Origin of the sequence: Sulfurihydrogenibium azorense Az-Fu1, from assembly GCF_000021545.1 — a bacterium.
GTDB lineage: Bacteria > Aquificota > Aquificia > Aquificales > Hydrogenothermaceae > Sulfurihydrogenibium > Sulfurihydrogenibium azorense.
Genome location: NC_012438.1, coordinates 872,263 through 890,791 on the forward strand (window position 1 = coordinate 872,263; position 18,529 = coordinate 890,791).

19 protein-coding genes are annotated in these 18,529 nt (G+C 32.1%); 17 read left to right on the plus strand and 2 right to left on the minus strand.

Going from position 1 to position 18,529, the window contains the following annotated elements; translation table 11 throughout:
* Positions 1-51: 51 nt before the first annotated feature.
* The 15 genes from SULAZ_RS04610 to coaBC all read left to right on the plus strand — a co-directional run bounded on the left by SULAZ_RS04610 (position 52) and on the right by coaBC (position 14,721).
* A complete protein-coding gene (locus SULAZ_RS04610) occupies positions 52-549 on the plus strand; it encodes a cation:proton antiporter regulatory subunit (RefSeq protein ID WP_012674341.1) in 498 nt (165 codons plus the stop codon).
* Positions 549-1,697, plus strand: coding sequence for a cation:proton antiporter (locus SULAZ_RS04615; RefSeq protein WP_012673644.1), 1,149 nt, complete (start codon positions 549-551; stop codon positions 1,695-1,697). Before SULAZ_RS04610 ends, SULAZ_RS04615 begins: the two co-directional genes overlap by 1 nt.
* Positions 1,698-1,709: 12 nt before the next feature.
* Positions 1,710-2,993, plus strand: a complete 1,284-nt coding sequence (hemL, locus tag SULAZ_RS04620; protein WP_012673760.1) for a glutamate-1-semialdehyde 2,1-aminomutase — start codon at positions 1,710-1,712, stop codon at positions 2,991-2,993.
* A 20-nt stretch (positions 2,994-3,013) separates the two neighbouring features.
* A complete protein-coding gene (gene nrdR, locus SULAZ_RS04625) occupies positions 3,014-3,463 on the plus strand; it encodes a transcriptional regulator NrdR (RefSeq protein ID WP_266105186.1) in 450 nt (149 codons plus the stop codon).
* On the plus strand, positions 3,456-4,220 hold the full coding sequence (locus tag SULAZ_RS04630) for an undecaprenyl-diphosphate phosphatase (RefSeq protein WP_012674066.1): 765 nt from the start codon (positions 3,456-3,458) through the stop codon (positions 4,218-4,220). Before nrdR ends, SULAZ_RS04630 begins: the two co-directional genes overlap by 8 nt.
* Before the next feature lie 4 nt (positions 4,221-4,224).
* Positions 4,225-5,007: an indole-3-glycerol phosphate synthase TrpC gene (trpC, locus tag SULAZ_RS04635; RefSeq protein WP_012674528.1), complete on the plus strand. Its 783-nt coding sequence runs from the start codon at positions 4,225-4,227 to the stop codon at positions 5,005-5,007.
* A 131-nt stretch (positions 5,008-5,138) separates the two neighbouring features.
* A complete protein-coding gene (locus SULAZ_RS04640) occupies positions 5,139-6,743 on the plus strand; it encodes a zinc ribbon domain-containing protein (RefSeq protein ID WP_012675019.1) in 1,605 nt (534 codons plus the stop codon).
* 26 nt (positions 6,744-6,769) lie between these two features.
* A complete protein-coding gene (polX, locus tag SULAZ_RS04645; protein WP_012674658.1) occupies positions 6,770-8,518 on the plus strand; it encodes a DNA polymerase/3'-5' exonuclease PolX in 1,749 nt (582 codons plus the stop codon).
* Positions 8,515-8,913: a hypothetical protein gene (locus SULAZ_RS04650; RefSeq protein WP_012674877.1), complete on the plus strand. Its 399-nt coding sequence runs from the start codon at positions 8,515-8,517 to the stop codon at positions 8,911-8,913. Before polX ends, SULAZ_RS04650 begins: the two co-directional genes overlap by 4 nt.
* Entirely contained in the window at positions 8,913-10,349 is a 1,437-nt protein-coding gene (gene gltX, locus SULAZ_RS04655; RefSeq protein ID WP_012673951.1) for a glutamate--tRNA ligase, read from the plus strand. Before SULAZ_RS04650 ends, gltX begins: the two co-directional genes overlap by 1 nt.
* Entirely contained in the window at positions 10,349-10,732 is a 384-nt protein-coding gene (locus tag SULAZ_RS04660) for a hypothetical protein (protein ID WP_012675043.1), read from the plus strand. Before gltX ends, SULAZ_RS04660 begins: the two co-directional genes overlap by 1 nt.
* Entirely contained in the window at positions 10,729-11,343 is a 615-nt protein-coding gene (thiE, locus tag SULAZ_RS04665; protein WP_012674241.1) for a thiamine phosphate synthase, read from the plus strand. The genes SULAZ_RS04660 and thiE overlap by 4 nt, the downstream gene beginning before the upstream one ends.
* A gap of 64 nt (positions 11,344-11,407) precedes the next feature.
* Entirely contained in the window at positions 11,408-13,234 is a 1,827-nt protein-coding gene (locus SULAZ_RS04670) for a KUP/HAK/KT family potassium transporter (RefSeq protein ID WP_148205391.1), read from the plus strand.
* Between the two features lie 13 nt (positions 13,235-13,247).
* Positions 13,248-13,568 (plus strand): alkylmercury lyase, encoded by a 321-nt coding sequence (locus tag SULAZ_RS04675; protein WP_012673919.1) that lies wholly within the window; start codon positions 13,248-13,250, stop codon positions 13,566-13,568.
* Positions 13,555-14,721, plus strand: coding sequence for a bifunctional phosphopantothenoylcysteine decarboxylase/phosphopantothenate--cysteine ligase CoaBC (gene coaBC, locus SULAZ_RS04680; protein WP_012674139.1), 1,167 nt, complete (start codon positions 13,555-13,557; stop codon positions 14,719-14,721). The genes SULAZ_RS04675 and coaBC overlap by 14 nt, the downstream gene beginning before the upstream one ends.
* Here the strand turns inward: coaBC and SULAZ_RS04685 are convergent.
* Together SULAZ_RS04685 and SULAZ_RS04690 are read right to left on the minus strand one after the other, a co-directional pair.
* Positions 14,718-16,598, minus strand: coding sequence for an acyltransferase family protein (locus SULAZ_RS04685; protein WP_012675056.1), 1,881 nt, complete (start codon positions 16,596-16,598; stop codon positions 14,718-14,720). The two genes, coaBC and SULAZ_RS04685, sit on opposite strands and share 4 nt — an antisense overlap.
* Entirely contained in the window at positions 16,598-17,140 is a 543-nt protein-coding gene (locus SULAZ_RS04690) for an SGNH/GDSL hydrolase family protein (protein ID WP_012674423.1), read from the minus strand. The genes SULAZ_RS04685 and SULAZ_RS04690 overlap by 1 nt, the downstream gene beginning before the upstream one ends.
* Before the next feature lie 71 nt (positions 17,141-17,211).
* On the opposite strand from SULAZ_RS04690, the gene SULAZ_RS04695 reads away from it, so the two are divergent.
* On the plus strand, positions 17,212-17,931 hold the full coding sequence (locus tag SULAZ_RS04695) for an ATP-binding protein (RefSeq protein WP_012675063.1): 720 nt from the start codon (positions 17,212-17,214) through the stop codon (positions 17,929-17,931).
* Position 17,932: 1 nt separating this feature from the next.
* Positions 17,933-18,520 carry an imidazoleglycerol-phosphate dehydratase HisB gene (gene hisB / locus SULAZ_RS04700; RefSeq protein WP_012674108.1) on the plus strand — a complete coding sequence of 196 codons (588 nt, stop codon included), beginning with the start codon at positions 17,933-17,935 and terminating at the stop codon, positions 18,518-18,520.
* Positions 18,521-18,529: the final 9 nt, after the last annotated feature.

The following is an 18,529-nucleotide window of genomic DNA, read 5'->3' on the forward strand; positions in this document are numbered from 1 at the left end:
TTTGTATAATTTAATTGTAAATAATTATCTCATAAAAAAGAGGTGTTTGCTATGCTTTTTAAAGAAACGGAGCTACCCGGTATAGGTAAAAAATTTTCAGTAATTACAGCCAACAAAGAAAAAGTTGCCGTAATAATTCATGTCTCTGGAAAGAGAGAAATTTATTTTTTTAGTAAAGATGATTTTGATGAGCCAATGTGCTCATTTAGTTTAAATGAAGAAGAAGCTGCTCAGCTTGGTTCTATTCTTATGGGTACTTACTTTAAACCTGAAGCAAAAGATGAGAAAGAGATGTTTATGAAAAACTTACTTATAGAATGGGTTAACATAGATTCTTCTTCATTTTTAGCCGGCAAAAGTATAAAAGAGTTAGAGATTAGGAAAAAAACTGGTGCTTCAGTTATTGCTATTATAAGAAACAACGAAACAATTACAAATCCATCTCCAGATGAGGTGATAAAATCGGGAGATACTCTTATAATAGTAGGAAATAAAGAACAAATAAAGAGATTTTTTGAAGTTTTTTATCCTTTATGTGAAATCAAGTAATGGAAAAGTTTTTAATTATTTTAGGTTTATCTACTTTAATTTTATTTATATTTGGTATAGTAAGCAGGTTTCTTAAGATACCTCTTATTTTATCTTTTATTCTTGCAGGACTTGTCTTAGGTAGTTTTGTCCACGAAGATATAACTTTAGAAAGGTTGAGTGAGATTGGTATTATTCTTCTTTTTTTCTACCTTGGACTTGAGTTTAACATTGCCAGAGCTTTAGAAGTTTCTAAAAGAATATGGATAGTTGGAGTTATAGATTTACTTTTAAACTTTGGTGGAGTATTTTTAGCTTTACTAATTATGGGTTTTGATTTTGTTATAGCAGTTTTGGGAGGTGCTATAGCTTACGCTTCCTCTTCTGCCATAACTTCCAAGATTATCGTAGATGAAAAAAGGATTGCAAATACTGAAACTGAGATGATTTTAGGTCTTATGGTTTTTGAAGATATAGTTGCTCCTATTTTACTTGCTATTTTAGCTGGAGTGATGTCAGGAGGAAATTTAGAACCTTTAACTTTTGGTGTTATTTTCTTTAAGGTTTTGGCTGTTTTTTCTTTTATCATTTTACTTGCTATGACTATGAAAGAGAGAATCTCTTCTTTTATTGAAAAGTTTTTGGAAGAAGATATTTTTATCTTATTTGCTTTTGGACTTCTCATATCTTTTGCTGGTTTAACTTACTACATAGGACTATCTGAAGCTCTGGGTGCTTTCTTAATTGGTATGCTTATATCAGAATCAGGGAAAGCTGAAGCAGTAGAGAGACATCTTGTGTCTATAAGAGAGTTAGCTGTTGCCATATTTTTCTTTGTTTTTGGGTCAAATGTTGTTTTTAATCCTGACTTTTTTACCTTTAAAAATCTTTTGGTACTTACTTTAATGGTTATTGTCTCAATCATAGGAAAGGTTTTAACTGGTTTTATTGGAGGACAGATTTACGGTCTTTCTAAAAGGGCTTCTTTAGTTGCAGGTTTATCTATAGTAAATAGGGGGGAGTTTTCAATTGTAATATCAAAACTGTCTCCTTCTTCTTATGCACCTTTGTTTGGAATATACACACTTTTAATGGCATTTATAGGAACATTTACGATACAGTATGCTCCTAAGATAGCAAAACTTGTATTTAAACCAAAAAAACAGTAGGAGGTATCATAAATGAATATTTTAAAATCTAAAGAACTTTTCAAGGAAGCTCAAAACTACCTTGTAGGAGGTGTAAACTCTCCCGTAAGAGCGTTTAAAGCTGTAGGAACTGACCCTATCTTTATCCAGAGAGGAAAGGGTAGCCGTATATGGGACGTTGATGGAAATGAGTATATAGACTACGTTTTATCTTGGGGACCACTAATTCTTGGGCATGCACATGACCAAGTTGTAAATGCTATAAAACAGGTTGCCAATTATGGAACTAGTTTTGGAGCTCCTACTGAGCTTGAAATAGAGATGGCTAAAGCAGTTGTAGATGCTGTTAAATCCGTTGAGATGGTAAGGTTTGTTAACTCAGGAACAGAAGCAACTATGAGTGCTATAAGACTTGCAAGAGGTTATACAAAAAGGAAAAAGATAGTAAAGTTTGATGGATGTTATCACGGACATGGAGACAGTCTTTTAGTGTCAGCTGGGTCTGGTGTTGCAACTTTAGGAATACCGGGAACACCCGGAATCCCTGAAGAACTTGCTAACCTTACTATTGTACTTCCTTACAACGATATAGAAGCTGTAGAGGAAGCATTTAAAAGGTATGGTGAAGATATCGCCTGTGTAATTATAGAGCCTGTAGCAGGAAATATGGGAGTTGTAGCACCTTCAAAAGAGTATCATCAGAGATTAAGAGATATAACAAGAAAGTACGGTGCTTTACTTATATTTGATGAGGTAATGACAGGATTTAGGCTTGCTTACGGAGGAGCTCAGGAACTCTACGGTATAGACCCTGATTTAACTACCTTTGGAAAGGTGATAGGAGGAGGACTTCCTGTAGGAGCCTATGGTGGTAAGAGGGAGATTATGGAGTACGTTGCTCCTGTTGGACCAGTTTACCAAGCCGGAACGTTATCAGGAAATCCACTGGCAATGGCTGCAGGACTAAGACAACTTCAACTTCTTAAAGAGTTAAACCCGTATAGAGAGTTAGATGAAAAGGGAAGATTCTTAGAAGAAGGTTTTAAACAGATTGCACAGGAGTTTTCAGCTGCTATTCAAGTAAACAGAGTAGGTTCAATGATAACTGTATTCTTTACAGACATACCTGTAAAAGACTTTGCAACTGCAAAAACTTCAGATACTAACAAGTTTGCAAAGTTTTTCAGATGTATGTTAGAAAAAGGTATTTATTTACCAGCTTCTCAGTTTGAAGCATTTTTCTTAAGTACAGCCCACAGCCAAAAAGATTTAGAAGAAACTTTAGAAAAAGCAAGGGAGTGTTTTAAAATACTATGAGATGTCCTAAGTGTGGTTCATTGGAAGACAAAGTTTTAGAAACAAGACAGTCTAAAGAAGGAACTGTTATAAAAAGAAGAAGAGAGTGCTTAAAATGTGGCTATAGGTTTACTACTTACGAGAGAATTGAAGAGGAACTTATAACTGTAATTAAAAAAGACAACTCAACTCAACCTTTTGATAAAGAAAAGATAGTACGGGGAATAAAACTTGCCTCAAAGGGAAGGCCTATCACAGAAACTCAAATAAGACAGATAGCAGATGAGATAGAAAGGTATCTGATAGACGAAGGAAAGTTAAAAGTTACTTCGGCAGAAATAGGAGATATGGTTAAAAGTAAGTTAAGGGCAATAGACCCTGTTACTTTTTTAAGGTTTGCTTCTGTTTGTGATGAATTTCAAGATATTAAAGACTTTGAAAGTGTAATCAAAGAAATAGAAAAAGAAAAACAGGAGAAAAGTAATGAGTAATCTTCAGGCTTTTATTTTAGGAGTAGTTGAGGGTTTAACTGAATTTTTACCTATATCCTCTACTGGTCATTTGATACTTGTATCTACACTGATGGGAATTGATCAAACAGACACTCAAAAAGCCTTTGAAGTTTCTATACAACTTGGCTCTATCCTTGCTGTTGTATTTTTGTATTTTGGAAAATTTAAAGATATTAATTTACTTAAGAAGTTAATAGTTGCATTTATCCCAACTGGTATATTAGGATTTTTACTTTACAAGGTTATTAAATCTTTTTTTAATCCTTACATAGTTGTGTTTATGCTTGTTTTAGGTGGTGTTATTCTTATACTGATTGAGTACTATCATAAAAATAAAGATTATCCTGTTAAAAGTCTTGAAGATGTAAGTTATAAAAAAGCATTTTTTATAGGTTTGTTTCAGTCTTTGTCTATGGTTCCTGGAACTTCAAGAAGTGGAGCTACCATAATAGGTGGTTTAATACTTGGTTTAAACAGAAAAACAGCTGCTGAGTTTTCTTTTCTTTTAGCTGTCCCAACAATGTTTATGGCAACATTTTACGATATTTACAAAAATCACAGTCATTTTAATACTTCAGACTGGAGTAATCTTGCAATTGGGTTTATTACAGCTTTTATATTTGCCATTCTTGCTATAAAACTACTACTTAAGTTTATATCAAACCATAACTTTATACCTTTTGGTGTGTATAGAATTATCTTAGGTATTGTTTACTACTTAGTAGTGTTGAGGTAAAGAGATGAATATTTTAGAAAAGATTATTCAAACAAAGAAACAAGAACTTGAAAATTACAACGATAAGTATGTAAAACACTTAGAAAGTCTTTCTTTAGAAAGAAAGAAAAAAGTCCTTGATTTTAAAAAAGCTTTAAAAGGTAAAGACATTAACATAATTGCAGAAGTAAAAAAAGCATCTCCTTCAAAAGGTGTAATAAGACACGACTTTGACCCACTGACTATAGCCAAGATTTACGAAGAAAACGGTGCAAAGGCTATATCCGTTTTAACAGATAAACAGTACTTTCAAGGAAGCATAGAGTACCTGTACAACATCTCAAAAGAAGTAAAACTTCCACTACTGAGAAAAGACTTTATAATAGACAAAAGACAGATATTAGAAGCTTACGCCTACGGAGCTGACAGTTATCTTCTTATTGCAAAAGTCTTAACTCTTCAAGAGATAAAAGAATTTATAAATTTTGGTAAAGAGCTGGGAATGGAGCCTCTTGTTGAGATACACTCTTACGATGAAGGTGTAAAATCTCTTTATGCAGGAGCTGTAATAATAGGCATCAACAACAGAAGTTTAGAAACATTTGAAGTAGATATAAACCTTTCAAAACAACTTGCACCTAAAATGAAAGAACTTGGAGCTGAAGTTGTAGTAGCAGAAAGTGGTCTAAATACAAAACAAGAACTTTTAGAGTTGAAAAATTATCAAGTAGATGCATTTTTAATAGGAGAATCCCTTATGAGGGAAAGAGATATAGGGAAAAAGTTAAGGGTGTTAACAGCATCTTGATTTTTTAACTAAATTGCATTACATTCAATTATATGGACAGGTTATTAAGTATAGGAGAAGCATCAAGAATACTTAGTGCTTCTGTAGACACTTTAAAAAGATGGGAGAGAAGATGATTAAGGAACTTAAAAATGAGTAATACATACACACTCTCGTTTGAATTAACACTTCCACAGTGGGTATATCCTTATCTTGACAGACTTTTTAACGTCTTCAAATGGCAAGTTAGAAAAACCATTAACTCTATCTGGAATGAAGAATATTTTCAAAAGTTAAAAGAAAAAACATCTGCTATGAGTGTCTTAAAAAAGGACATTCCAAAACCTCCCCACATCCCATCAAGAGTTCACAGAAACATACTTGAACTCTCAGGACAGATTGTAAGGTCTAATATTCAAAGAAAACAAATATATGACTTCATTATAGAAAAACCTTGTAGAGTTATATGGAGTGAGTATAAAATAGCAGAAGAACTTCAAACCTCTCCCTTGTTTGTAGAAAACATTCAAAGACAAGTAATAAGAGTTTTAAAAAAATACAAACAAAAGAAAGACTACCTTGAAGTTATAAATCCTATTTTCAATGGAAATGTAGTTATCACCTTTGCAGATGACTCTATAGAAAAAGGACAATTTAGAAGATTAAAACTTACAAGCAACTTTTTAGAGTTTGAGATTAAAATACCAAGTGGAAACTCTTGGCAGTGGGTCAAGCTAAAAAAACTCATACCTGACAGACTTAAAAAGAGTTTACTAAAAGCTAAGAGAGTTGCATCTCCTTTGATTAAAAAAGTCAATCTAAAAAGTGGATATTCTATTTATCGTCTTGTAATTTCCCTTGAGTTTGAAACAAAAGATTTGAAGGAAAATAATTTAAGAACTTTTTCCGTTGATTTATCTCCATCAGAGAATAGGTTAGGAGTAGGAGTTATTGCATATCCTGAAGGTTATTCAAAGCCTGTTTTCTTTTCAGCAGAAAAGATAATTAAAAAACTTGAGAGAATACTAAAAGAGATTTCAAAACTTGAAAGCAAGATAGATAACATTTCTAACCAGATACACATAACAACAAGTAAGAGCCATAGAGAAAAGTTAAAAGACAGACTAAGACATTTATACACAGAACAAAACTTAAGATGGAGAAAATTTAAAGCACTAAGGAAACAGGTACTTGAGGTATTTACAAATCTTGTTATTCAACATGCAAAAGCATATAACTGCTCTTTTATTGCAGTTGAAAGATTAAAGTTTTCTGATTTTCCCCAGTGGAAAGACAGTAAGATGAGAAGACATTTTTCACAGTGGTTTTATTCAAGGTTTAATGAAAGATTAAAACAGAAGGCTATTATTTTTGGTATAAAAGTATTATCAGTAAATCCATACAAGACATCAAGGATTTGTCATAAATGTGGAAAGGAGAAGAAACCAGAGATGCTTCAATTTAGCTGTGAATGTGGGGTATATGATAGAGATTACAATGCGGCAGTGAATATTGGAAAAAGAGCATTGCAGATTTTGGTGAGAGGGACAAAATCCAAGCCCTATATGGGTAAGGATACTCCAGGGAGAGTTCCGTTCCCTCTGGTGCCCGCTCATCAAGTGCTTCCTTATAAATTTAAAGCTTTTCTTTCTTTGATTTCTTTAACGAAATTGATTTCTTACCTCAGGATAGTTGAGACTTCTTATCTCAGGTTGAAAAATCTTAACAGATGGACAGGTTCTGATAAATACGGATAGGAAAAATGGAACGGAGCTTCTTTAAGATGTATCTAAACATAAATAAAGAAATAGCTAAAATCTTTAGAGATATGGCTCATATATACGAGTTTTTAGATGATAAGTTTAGAGCTTTAGCTTATCAAAAAGCTGCTCAAGTTTTAGAGGATTTGCCAGATGATGTAAGAAATTACATTGCCCTTGGAAAGTTAAGCGAGATAAGAGGTATAGGCACCCATACTCAAGAGAAGATTATTGAGTATATCAAAACTGGAAAAATTCAAAAGTATGAAGAGTTAAAAAAGTTAGTTCCACCTGACTTTTTAGAGCTTATGGATGTTCCAGGGTTTGGTCCTAAAACCCTAAAAAGAATTTATCAAGAACTTGGAATATCCACAAAAGAGGAACTTATAAAAGCTTTAAAAGATGGAAGAGTAGCAAAACTTAAAGGTTTTGGACCAAAGAAAGTTGAAAATATGTTAAAAGGTTTAGAGCTTTACGAAAAGTCTAAAGAAAGACTACTACTTTGGGAAGCTCTAAACATTGCAAACACTATAGTAGAAAAGTTAAAAACTTTAAAAGAGATAAAAAATATAGAGTTAGCAGGAAGTTTAAGAAGAAAGAAAGAGACAATAGGGGATATAGATATCTTAATATCTTGTGATGATAAAGACAGAGAAAAAGTGATTGACTTTTTTATAAACCTTGAAGATGTAAAAGAGGTTTTAGCAAAAGGGGATACAAAAGCAAGTGTAATCATAAAAGAGAAAGACAGACAAGTAGATTTAAGGGTTTTAAAACCAGATGAATGGGGAAGTGGTCTTCAGTACTTTACAGGTTCAAAGGAACATAACGTACACCTTAGAGACTATGCAAAATCTATTGGTTTAAAAATAAGTGAGTACGGTGTTTTTGATGCGAAAACAGGAGAAAAAATAGCTGGTGATACAGAAGAAAGTGTTTACAAAGCAGTTGGAATGCAATGGATACCACCAGAATTAAGAGAAGACAGAGGAGAAATAGAGGCAGCTTTAAAAAACAGTTTACCAAAACTGGTAGAGCTATCAGACATAAAAGGAGACTTTCACTGCCACTCAACTTGGACTGACGGTTTTAACACTATTTTAGAGATAGGACAGTATATAAAAGAAAATTTTAAATATGAGTATCTTGTAATAACAGACCACTCAAAAGCAGTAAGAGTAGCCCATGGACTGACAGAAGATGACGTTTTAAAACAGATAGAAGAAATAGATAAAGTGAATAAAATAATAGGTTATCCTTTGTTGAAAAAAGGAATAGAAGTAGATATTTTACTTGATGGGTCCTTAGACTTATCTGATGAGATACTATCAAAGCTAGACTGGGTTGTAGCATCAATCCACACCAACTTTAACAGAGACAACACAGACCGGATAATAAAGGCAATGGAAAACCCTTACGTAAACGTTATAGGTCATCCTACAGGAAGAATTTTCGGAACAAGAGAAGGATATCAGCTCTCAGATGAAGTTTTTAAAGTAGCAAAAGAAACAGGAACAGCTTTAGAGATAAATTCACAACCACTTAGAATGGATTTACCTGACATAATGGTAAAAAAAGCTGTAGATATGGGAGTAAAACTTGTAATAAGTAGTGATAGTCACTCACTGTCTAACTTTCACTACATTCAACTTGGAGTTTACATAGCCCGCAGAGGCTGGGCGAAAAAAGAAGACGTTATAAATACACTTTCTTGGAAAGAAGTTGAAAAGTTTGTAAAGGATAAAAGGAAAAGGTTTGGTGTTAAAACGTGAAGTTTGCCTTTTTTGATGAAAACTTAGATGACCTTCCCTACAAAATTTTGGAAGAAATATTAAAAGACTTTTATAAAAAAGAGTTTTCAAAATACGCAGAATTTTACAATTTAACAGGAGAAATAGAGAAAAATATCTTTAAACTCTACTTACAACCTTTAAACTCAAAAGAAAAAATATACATAGCCACTTATGATTTAGAAAGGAAAACAATGATAGACAGTATAGATAAATACCAGCTTAGGAAAATTCTCTTAAAAGAAAATGAAAAGTTAGAAGATTACCAAAAGCAAGAGTTAGAAAGAAGTAGTAAAATAATTATATCCATAATTGGTTTAATACTTGGTTTAATCATAGCATACGTCGTTATAAAAATGATTAATGGAGGCTTTTGATGAAAAGAGTTAGATTTGCTCCAAGCCCTACTGGATACTTACACTTGGGAAATGCAAGAACTGCTTTGTTTAACTATCTATTTGCAAAACATGAAAACGGCAGCCTTATTCTAAGAATAGAGGACACAGACTTAGAAAGATCTAAAAAAGAGTATGAAGAAATGCTTATAGAAGATTTAAAATGGCTAGGTATCCAGTGGGATGAAGGTCCAGATGTAGGCGGAAATTACGGACCTTACAGACAGTCTGAGAGGTTAGAAATATACTATAAATATGTAGATAAACTTTTAAAATCAGGAGATGCTTACTACTGCTACTGCAGTGAGGAAGAGTTAGAAAAGGAAAGAGAAAAGGCGATAGCAGAAGGAAGACCTTACCGCTACAGCGGAAAATGTAGAAATTTAACACCAGAAGAAAGAGCAGATTACGAAGCACAAGGAATAAAACCAGTTGTAAGATTTAAAGTTCCAGACAAAACTGTTATTTTTGAAGATATTATAAGAGGACACGTAGAGATAGATACAAAGGAGTTTGGGGACTTTGTTATAGTAAGACAGGACGGAATGCCTGTCTATAACTTCGTTGTAGTTATAGACGATGCACTTATGGGTATAACTCATGTAATAAGAGGAGAAGACCACCTTTCAAACACACCAAAACAGATAGTAATATACGAAGCACTTGGCTTTAATATCCCACAGTTTGCCCACCTTCCTATAATTTTGGGAGAAGACAGAACAAAACTATCAAAAAGACACGGAGCTGTATCAGTAAGAGCTTTAAAAGACGATGGGTTTTTATCAGAGGCTGTGTTTAACTATCTATCTTTACTTGGATGGCATCCAAAAGACGAAAGAGAGATTTTACCAAAAGAAGAAATAATAAAACAGTTTAGAATAGAAGACGTAAACAAATCTCCAGCTATATTTGATAGAACAAAATTAAGATGGATGAACGGAGTTTACATAAGAGAAATATTAGATTTAGAAGAACTTACAAAAAGGTCGGTGGAATTTTTTGAAGGTTTTGGCTACAAAGCAGACTTTGAATTCTACAAAAAAGTAATGGAAGCTATAAGAGACAGTATAGAGACATTAATGGATATAAAAGAAAGAGCTAAAGTATTTTTTGTAGATGAGTTTCCCTTTACAGATGAAATAGTAGCAGAAGTAAAGTCTGACCCTAACTTTTATAAAGTGGTAGAGATTTTCTATGAAAAAGTAAAAGGATTAGATAAACTCACAAAAGAAGATTTTAAAACCATAACAAAAGAGATTCAGAAAGAGTATGGATTTAAAGGAAAAGCCCTTTTCCATCCAATAAGGATAGCTTTAACAGGAGAATCATCAGGAGTGAGTTTAGATTTACTTGTTGAAGTTATAGGTATAGAAAGGGTTAAATTTAGACTAAAAAGATTTTTAGAGTACTTTGGATAATGAAGATAAAAGACTTTAAAAAACTAAAGATAGGCTTTTTAAAGGAAGATGGAAATCTTTTAAAAGAAGATGAAGTAAACCAATACTTAGAAACAACACAAGATTTAAAAGAAAAATGGTTTTTAAGAGGTGTTATACATATACTGGAAAATCACTACTTAGAAGCTATAAAAAGGTTTCAGCTTGTGGATTGTGATGAAGCTGTAAAGCTTATTTTAGCTTGTAGCTATAAAACAAGAGATGAGTTTGTATTTCAAGAGTATAAAGATAAACAGTTTAAAGAATGTGGCTTTTTTAAAAAATACTCAATCAAACCGATTTTTATCTATGAAAAAATGTTTAAACCTATCCAAATGGTAAACTTTTACAAGGAGGAGTTATGAAATTAAAAGGTTTATACGTTATAACTGATGAAAAACTAACGCCTTACGATAAGATGTTAGATATGGTAGAAAAAGCCTTAAAAGGAGGAGCTTCTATAGTCCAGCTTAGAGACAAAAACAACTCTGATGAATTTTTAATTCCTTACTGTAATCAGCTAAAAGACCTTTGCCATAAGTATGACGCTATTTTTATAGTAAACGATAGGGTAGACCTTGCCTTAAAAGTAGATGCAGACGGAGTTCACATAGGAGAAGAAGACCCTGATGTAGTAGAGGTAAGAGAAAAAACAAAAGGGAAAATAATGGGAGTATCTTGTTATGGAAGTGTTGAAAGAGCATTACAAATGCAAGAGTTAGGTGCAGATTACGTAGCTTTTGGAAGTTTCTACCCTTCTCCTACAAAACCAAAATCAAGAATTGTTCCTAAGTCTGTTATAAGTGAAGCAAAAAAAGTTTTAAAAATACCTGTCTGTGTAATAGGAGGTTTAACAGTAGAAAATTCAAAAGAGCTTATAGATCTTGGAGCAGATCTTGTGGCAGTTATAAGCGATGTATGGACAGCTCCAGATGTAGAAAAAAGATGTCAAGAGTATTTAAAGCTATTTAAATAGCCCTAAATTGCAAAATAGACTATTTTAGAATATAATTAGTTATTTGGTATAATCTTAATTAGAGGTGGTTTTGTTGCATACCAATAAAACAAGTTTTTCAGACGTTATAAGAGCTATTGGAACTGTATTTGGAGACATAGGAACAAGCCCTCTTTATACTTTTGCTGTAATTATTTTAATAACAAAACCAACCATTGAAGAAATTTATGGTATAGCTTCACTTATGATATGGACATTAATCTTAATCCCAACTTTACAATACGCATGGTTGGCAATGAACTTAAGTTTAAGAGGAGAAGGAAGTATAATTGTTTTAGGAGAAATTGCCCAATCTATAACTAAATCTGAAAAACTAAGGAGAGTACATAGAGCTTTAACAATCTTAGGAATAGGCTTCCTTTTAGGAGATGGTATAATAACACCTGCAATTACAATTCTTAGCTCAACGGAAGGATTGAAATTAATACATGGACTTGAAAATTTAACTCAAGAAGAAATTCTTTTTATAGCTATCTTTATAACTCTAATATTATTTTTAGTCCAAAAATTTGGAACAGGAAAAATTGGAATAGCATTTGGCCCTTTTATGACTGTTTACTTTTTATCAATATCTCTAATAGGTATTTATTTTATATCTAAAAACCCTTCCGTATTAAAAGCTTTTAATCCTATGGAAGCTTTTAATTTTATCGCAAACCATCCATTTGTAGCTTTTCTTGCTCTATCTGAAGTTATCCTTGTTGCAACTGGTGGTGAAGCAATGTATGCAGATATGGGACACATAGGTAAAAATGCAATAAGAATTGCATGGATATTTGTATTTTTTGCTGTAGTGTCAAGTTATTTAGGACAGGTATCTTTTATTTTATCCAAGCCCGGAGAACAAAACCCATTTTTTGATAGTGCAAGTATTTTACTTGGAAATAACTTTTATATACTTTTTTTAATAATAGTAACAGGTGCAGGTATAATTGCATCTCAGGCTTTAATAAGTGGTGTTTTTTCTATTATTTTCCAAGGAATAAATGCAAGGTTAATTCCCCTACTTCAAGTAAGACACACTTCTACACAATTAAGCACACAAATTTATATTCCTGTAGTTAACTTTTTCCTTTTGCTTGGAGTATTAATTATGTTTTTACTATTTAGACAATCTGAAAAAATGGCTTCTGCATATGGTTTTGCTGTAAATATAGATATGGTTATAACAAGTATATTTTTAATGTATACATACTTTAATCTTAGAAAATACTTTTATTTCGTGGTAGCAGTTTTTCTCTTCTTAATAGACTTAACTTTCCTTGCTTCAAATACTCTTAAGATACCCCACGGTGCGTTCTGGCCTATACTGTTTGCAACTCCACCAATAACATTTATGGCTATTTACGTTTTAGGTCAGGCAAGAATTTACAAAAAGGCAAAGTTTATGGATTTACAGACTTTTATTAATAACTTCCAAAAAATATACCCTTCAAAATGTAAAATAAAAGGTTGTGCTGTATTCTTAATAAGAGAGAAAGAGAGAATAGCTCCATACATAGTGGAAACGATGATAAAACATGGAATAATTTACGAAGAAAATGTATTTTTGTCCTTGAAAAAGTTAGATCAACCTTTTGGTATTAAAAGTTATATTGCTGGAGAGATATGTCCGGGAATAAAGCATGCCATTGTAGAGTATGGTTATCAAGAAATAGTAAATGTTGAGCAAGAGTTGAGAAACTTAGATATTAACGAAAGAGTTGTTTTCTACGGAGTTGATAATGTTTATTCTGAAAATCTTATATGGAAACTATTTGGTTTAATCAAAAGAATTTTCTCTAACTTCGCAGACTTTTACAAATTACCACCTCAAAAGGTTCACGGTGTTGTAGTTAGAATAGAGATTTGATTAGGAGGAATTTATGATAGAGTTTCAATACTTTGAAGGATGTCCGAATGCAAAAGAAACATTAAATAATCTTATACTTCTCGTAGAAGAAGGTTTTTTAAAAAAAGATGAAGTGAAAATAACTAAAATAGAATCTCCTGAAGACGCACAAAAACTAAACTTTCAAGGCTCTCCATCTATTCTCTATAATGGAATTGATATTTATACACTCGAAAAACCTTCTAATTATACCTACAATTGTAGAACTTACTTTATAAATGGGAAGCTAACAGGTGTACTTCCTAAAGAATTTATAAAAGAGAGGATAGAGAAGTTAAAAAATGTTAGAAAATAAAAATATTCTTGTTGGTGTTAGTGGTTCTATAGCATCTTATAAAGCCTGCGAAATAGTTAGACTCCTTCAAAAAAAAGGAGCAAATGTTAGGGTTTGTATGACTCCATCTGCTTTAGAGTTTGTAGGTAGGCTTACTTTCCAAGCTCTTACAGGAGAGGATGTATATATCTCTTGGAAAGATGGAAAGACAGGATTAGAACACATAACCTTAGCAAGATGGGCAGACGTATTTTTAATCGCTCCTGCTTCTGCAAACACAATCGCAAAACTTAGGTTTGGGATAACAGATAACTTTCTAACTTCTTTAGCTCTTGCTTACAATAAACCAATCGTAATAGCTCCTGCTATGAACACTAAGATGCATGAAAATCCTGCAACACAGGAAAACCTAAAAGTACTAAAAGAAAGAGGACATATAATAGTAAACCCATCAGAGGGAATTTTAGCCTGTGGAGAAGAAGGAACAGGTAAGTTAGCAGATTTAGAAGATATAATACTGGCTGTAAAGTATGCTGCTACTTCTAAACTTTTAAAAGGAAAAAGAGTTTTAATAACAGCAGGTGGGACAAGAGAGTACTTTGACCCTATAAGGTACATATCAAACGCATCTTCAGGACAGATGGGATACTTACTTGCTGAAAGTGCTTACTGTATGGGTGCAGATGTAGTAGTTATATCAGCTCCAACCTGTTTAAAACTTCCATCTCAGATAAAAAAGATAGATGTAGTATCAGCTCAAGATATGTTTGAAAAAGTAAAAGAACTTTACCAAGAGTTTGATATTATCATAATGAACGCAGCAGTTGCGGACTTTAGACCACAGGAGTATAGCTCCCAAAAGCTAAAAAAAGACAAAGAAAATCCCGTAATACAGCTCCAACCCAATCCTGACATACTGAAGTTTTTAGGAGAAAATAAAAGAGAAAATCAAATACTTGTAGGTTTTGCAGCTGAGAGTGATAACCTGTATCAAAACGCGGTAGATAAACTCAAGAGGAAAAATCTTGATTTTATAGTAGCAAATCCGGTTAAAGTCTTTAGTCAAGATTTTTATGAAGGAATGTTAATTAACAAATCTTTAAATACTGTAAATATATCAGCAAAAAATAAAGAAAACGCTGCTTTTGAAATACTTAAGATAATATTTTCTTAGAAATTTTTTGTATCTTCTTTTCCTTCATTATTTTCTAAAGGTTTTATATCTATATTCTCCACTTCAGACTCAATTTTTGTATCTTTTTTAAATTCACTTTCAATCTTAAAGGGTTTACCTGTAAGATAGCTCTTTAAAACAGAGGCATAAACTTTAGAACCTTTGGAGTTTAGATGAACCTTATCTTTTACAAACAGCTCTTCCTTGTCTTTACTAACAGAGTACCAGTCTACTACATGTACGTTAGGTCTTTCCAAAGCAACTTCTCTAAATAACCTATTTACCTCATTTTGCCAAGGTCGTGGAACTTTCACAGTAACAAGGTAAACTTCTTTGTCTTTTAACCTATCAAGAATGTACTCCAAATCAGATTTTTTTATATGTCCGTTGTTCCCTAAAGCTATTATAATTTTGTTATATTTACTTACTCTATCAAAAGATAGAATCTCTTTTAATTCGCTAAACTGTCTACCTACTTTTGCATCTATCTCAGAATCGGGAATATACTTTTTTATATAATTAGAAGCTCCAAGTAAAACAGAGTCTCCAACTATAAATGTAGTTGCTGGAGGGTTTGAAATAGTTTGACTTTTTTCCACTTTATCTGTTTCTTCTCCTACTTGGGGTTCAGCTGTTTTCTGATTTTCTTTTTTATAATTTTCTTCTTTCAGTGTTAATTCATAAGATACAGTATTTTCTATGTTTAGCTCAATGGATAAGACTTTTTCTTCTTTTACAGGTTGAAACATTGATAGATATATAATAGAAAGACTAATAAATGTTAGAGAAACAAAGATATTAAAAACATTTTTGTAGTTAATCAAACCACTAAAATCAATTCTTCTAAAAGGCTCTTCTATAAAAGAATAACTTAAATTAGATATAAACAATGTTATAAGAGTTCCTGCTATTATAGTATCTATATAACTGTTTGAGTACAGTTGATTTATTATTACAAATACTGGATAGTGCCATAGATAGATAGAATAACTTCTTTCACCTAACCATTTTAAAGGTAAAACTGATAGTAAAGCGTTAACAATATCTGACTTCATTATTGATAAAATAACAACAGCTGTTGTTAAAGATGTTAATAAAAATCCAAAGGAATACATATAATCGTTATAGTTAGACATAAAGATATAAAATGAGATTAAGAGAGGTAAACTAATAAAACCCGTTATTGTAAACAGTATTTTATTATTTTCAAATTTGCCTATATACACTGCTAGCAAAGACCCAATCATAAATGAGAAAAATCTTGTATCAGTCCCAAAGTAAACTCTATCTACAGCTCCATATAAATGATAAATAATAGTCATTTCTAAAATAGATAAGGTGATTGTTCCAACAATAAACAAAGTAAGAACCTTTTTGCCAAATCTTGATATCAGTAGGAAAGTAATCCCCCATATAATGTAAAACTGCCACTCGATTGAAAGAGACCATAACTGTAATGTAAATAAAACATCATCAAACCTTTCAAAGTAAGGAACATTTCTAAAAACAAGCCACCAGTTATAAATGTTTAAGCTACCTGCTATAGACTCTTGAATAAACTTTACAGCTAAATTAGGGAATAAAAAACTAACTATAAATAGTAAACTTAGCTGTAAAAATACAAATGCAGGAAATAGCCTCAAATACCTTCCTTTTAAAAAATCTAACAAGTTAGAAAAGAAACCTCTTTCAGAAGATTTCTTTATTAAAGACCTTGTTATTAAAAATCCTGATAAGACAAAGAAAGACTCTACAGCTAAAAAACCACCACTAAAGTAATCTATCTTATCAGGATAAAATACTAAAAACACATGAAAAATTAAAACTGAGCTTACTAAAATTCCTCTAAGACCGTCAAGACCTTTTATTTTTTCCATTAATTTACGTTACTTAAATACTTATATATGATATAGCTATAAATATAACTTCCAACTGGTGTAAGATGATAGCCATCGGGTCTAAAACATGAACCTATATCAGGACGAGAGCATAAAACAGTACTTAAGTAATTCCAATCTATAACCTCTATTTGAGGTCGTAATCTTTTTAGTGTTTGGTAGTTCTCGTTAACTTGATTTTCCCAAAATCTTGGTACTTTTACATTTACAAATATAACTTTTACTCCTTTGGAAGTTAAGTAATCTATAACCTGTAATCCTTCTTCTACCGTAAACGGTCCATTTGTTCCCAGTGCTATTACAACTACTTTACCAAGAAGTCCTTTAGATTCTAAATCTTTTATCACAGGCATGGCTTCTTGAAACTTTCTTCCTACTTTTGCATCTATTACTACATCTTGAAGTTGCTGACGAATGTACTTTTCTGAACCTAACGTTAAACTATCTCCTATTATAGTTATCTCTTGAGCAAAAGAGATTTTAAAAAATAAAAGCAAAAATAAAATCCAAACTCTTTTCATTTCTTACCTTGATTTACTTTTTTTAAAGTATATTTTATAATAAATTTTCAACTAAATACAAGGATTATCTTATGGAAAAAGAAGTTGTAAAGTGTAATATATGTAACGATACGGGATGGGTATTTAAAGAAGGGGGAGTTGTAAAGTGTGAATGTCAGTACAGTCTTCGAAGCTATCAAGTAAGCAGTTCCTTAAATATACCAAAAAAGTATTACCACGCAACGTTAGAAAACTTTATAGACGGTGGTATCTTTTCAAGAAAGTTAGTTATAAAAAAGGTAAAAGAATACATATACTCTGATGAAATAGAAGAGGGTAAAGGCTTTTTCTTTTATGGAAACAACGGTGTAGGGAAAACTCACTTGGCAGTTGGAATACTAAAAGAATTTTACAACCTAAAGGGTATAACAGGTATATTTTATGATACCAGAATACTCCTTTATGACTTAAAGGCAACCTTTGAAGGAAACTCTTCTACAAGGGAACTTTTAGATGCGGTTATAAGAGCTCCTATTTTAGTTTTAGATGACCTTGGTTCAGAAAGGCTATCTGATTGGGCAAAAGATATACTTCATTATATAATTATCAGTAGATATAACGATAAACTTCCTGTTATAATAACTTCTAATATTTCGTTGGAAAAAAATAAAAATAAGGATATAGACCAAGATGTAGAAAGTAAATTTGGAAAAGGGATAGCATCAAGATTAATGGAAATGTGTTATCCTTTGTATATTGAAGGTGAAGACTTTAGGAGGACATCTATACAAAAAGAATTAAGAAGGTTATAACATGGAGAGAAAAGCGTTTATTAAAAGAGAAACTAAAGAGACACAGATAGAGCTATCTATAAACTTAGATGGTAGCGGAAAGTATAAAGTAGACACTCAGGTAGGTTTTTTATCCCACATGCTTGAGAGTTTTTCTTTTCATTCTATGATAGACCTTGAGATAATGGCTACAGGAGATGTTCATGTTAGCCATCACCACTTGGTAGAAGATGTAGGAATAGTGTTAGGTATGGCTGTTAAAGAGGCTTTAGGTGATAAAAAGGGTATAAAAAGGTTTGGCTACAGTATAATTCCAATGGATGAAGCTTTAGCTTTATGTTCAATAGATTTATCAGGGAGACCTTTACTTTTTTATGACGACTTAGGATACAGAGGTAAAATAACTAACTTTGATTATGAACTTATGGGAGAGTTTTTTAAGGGTTTTACCCTGTCTGCAGGAATAACGATGCATCTAAAGGCTCTATCAGGGCATAACTTACACCACATTGCAGAGTGTCTAACAAAAGCTTTTGCTATTGCTTTAAAAGAAGCTGTATCAATAGACCCAAGGAGAAGTCAAATTCCATCAACAAAAGGATCAATATAGGAGGATATC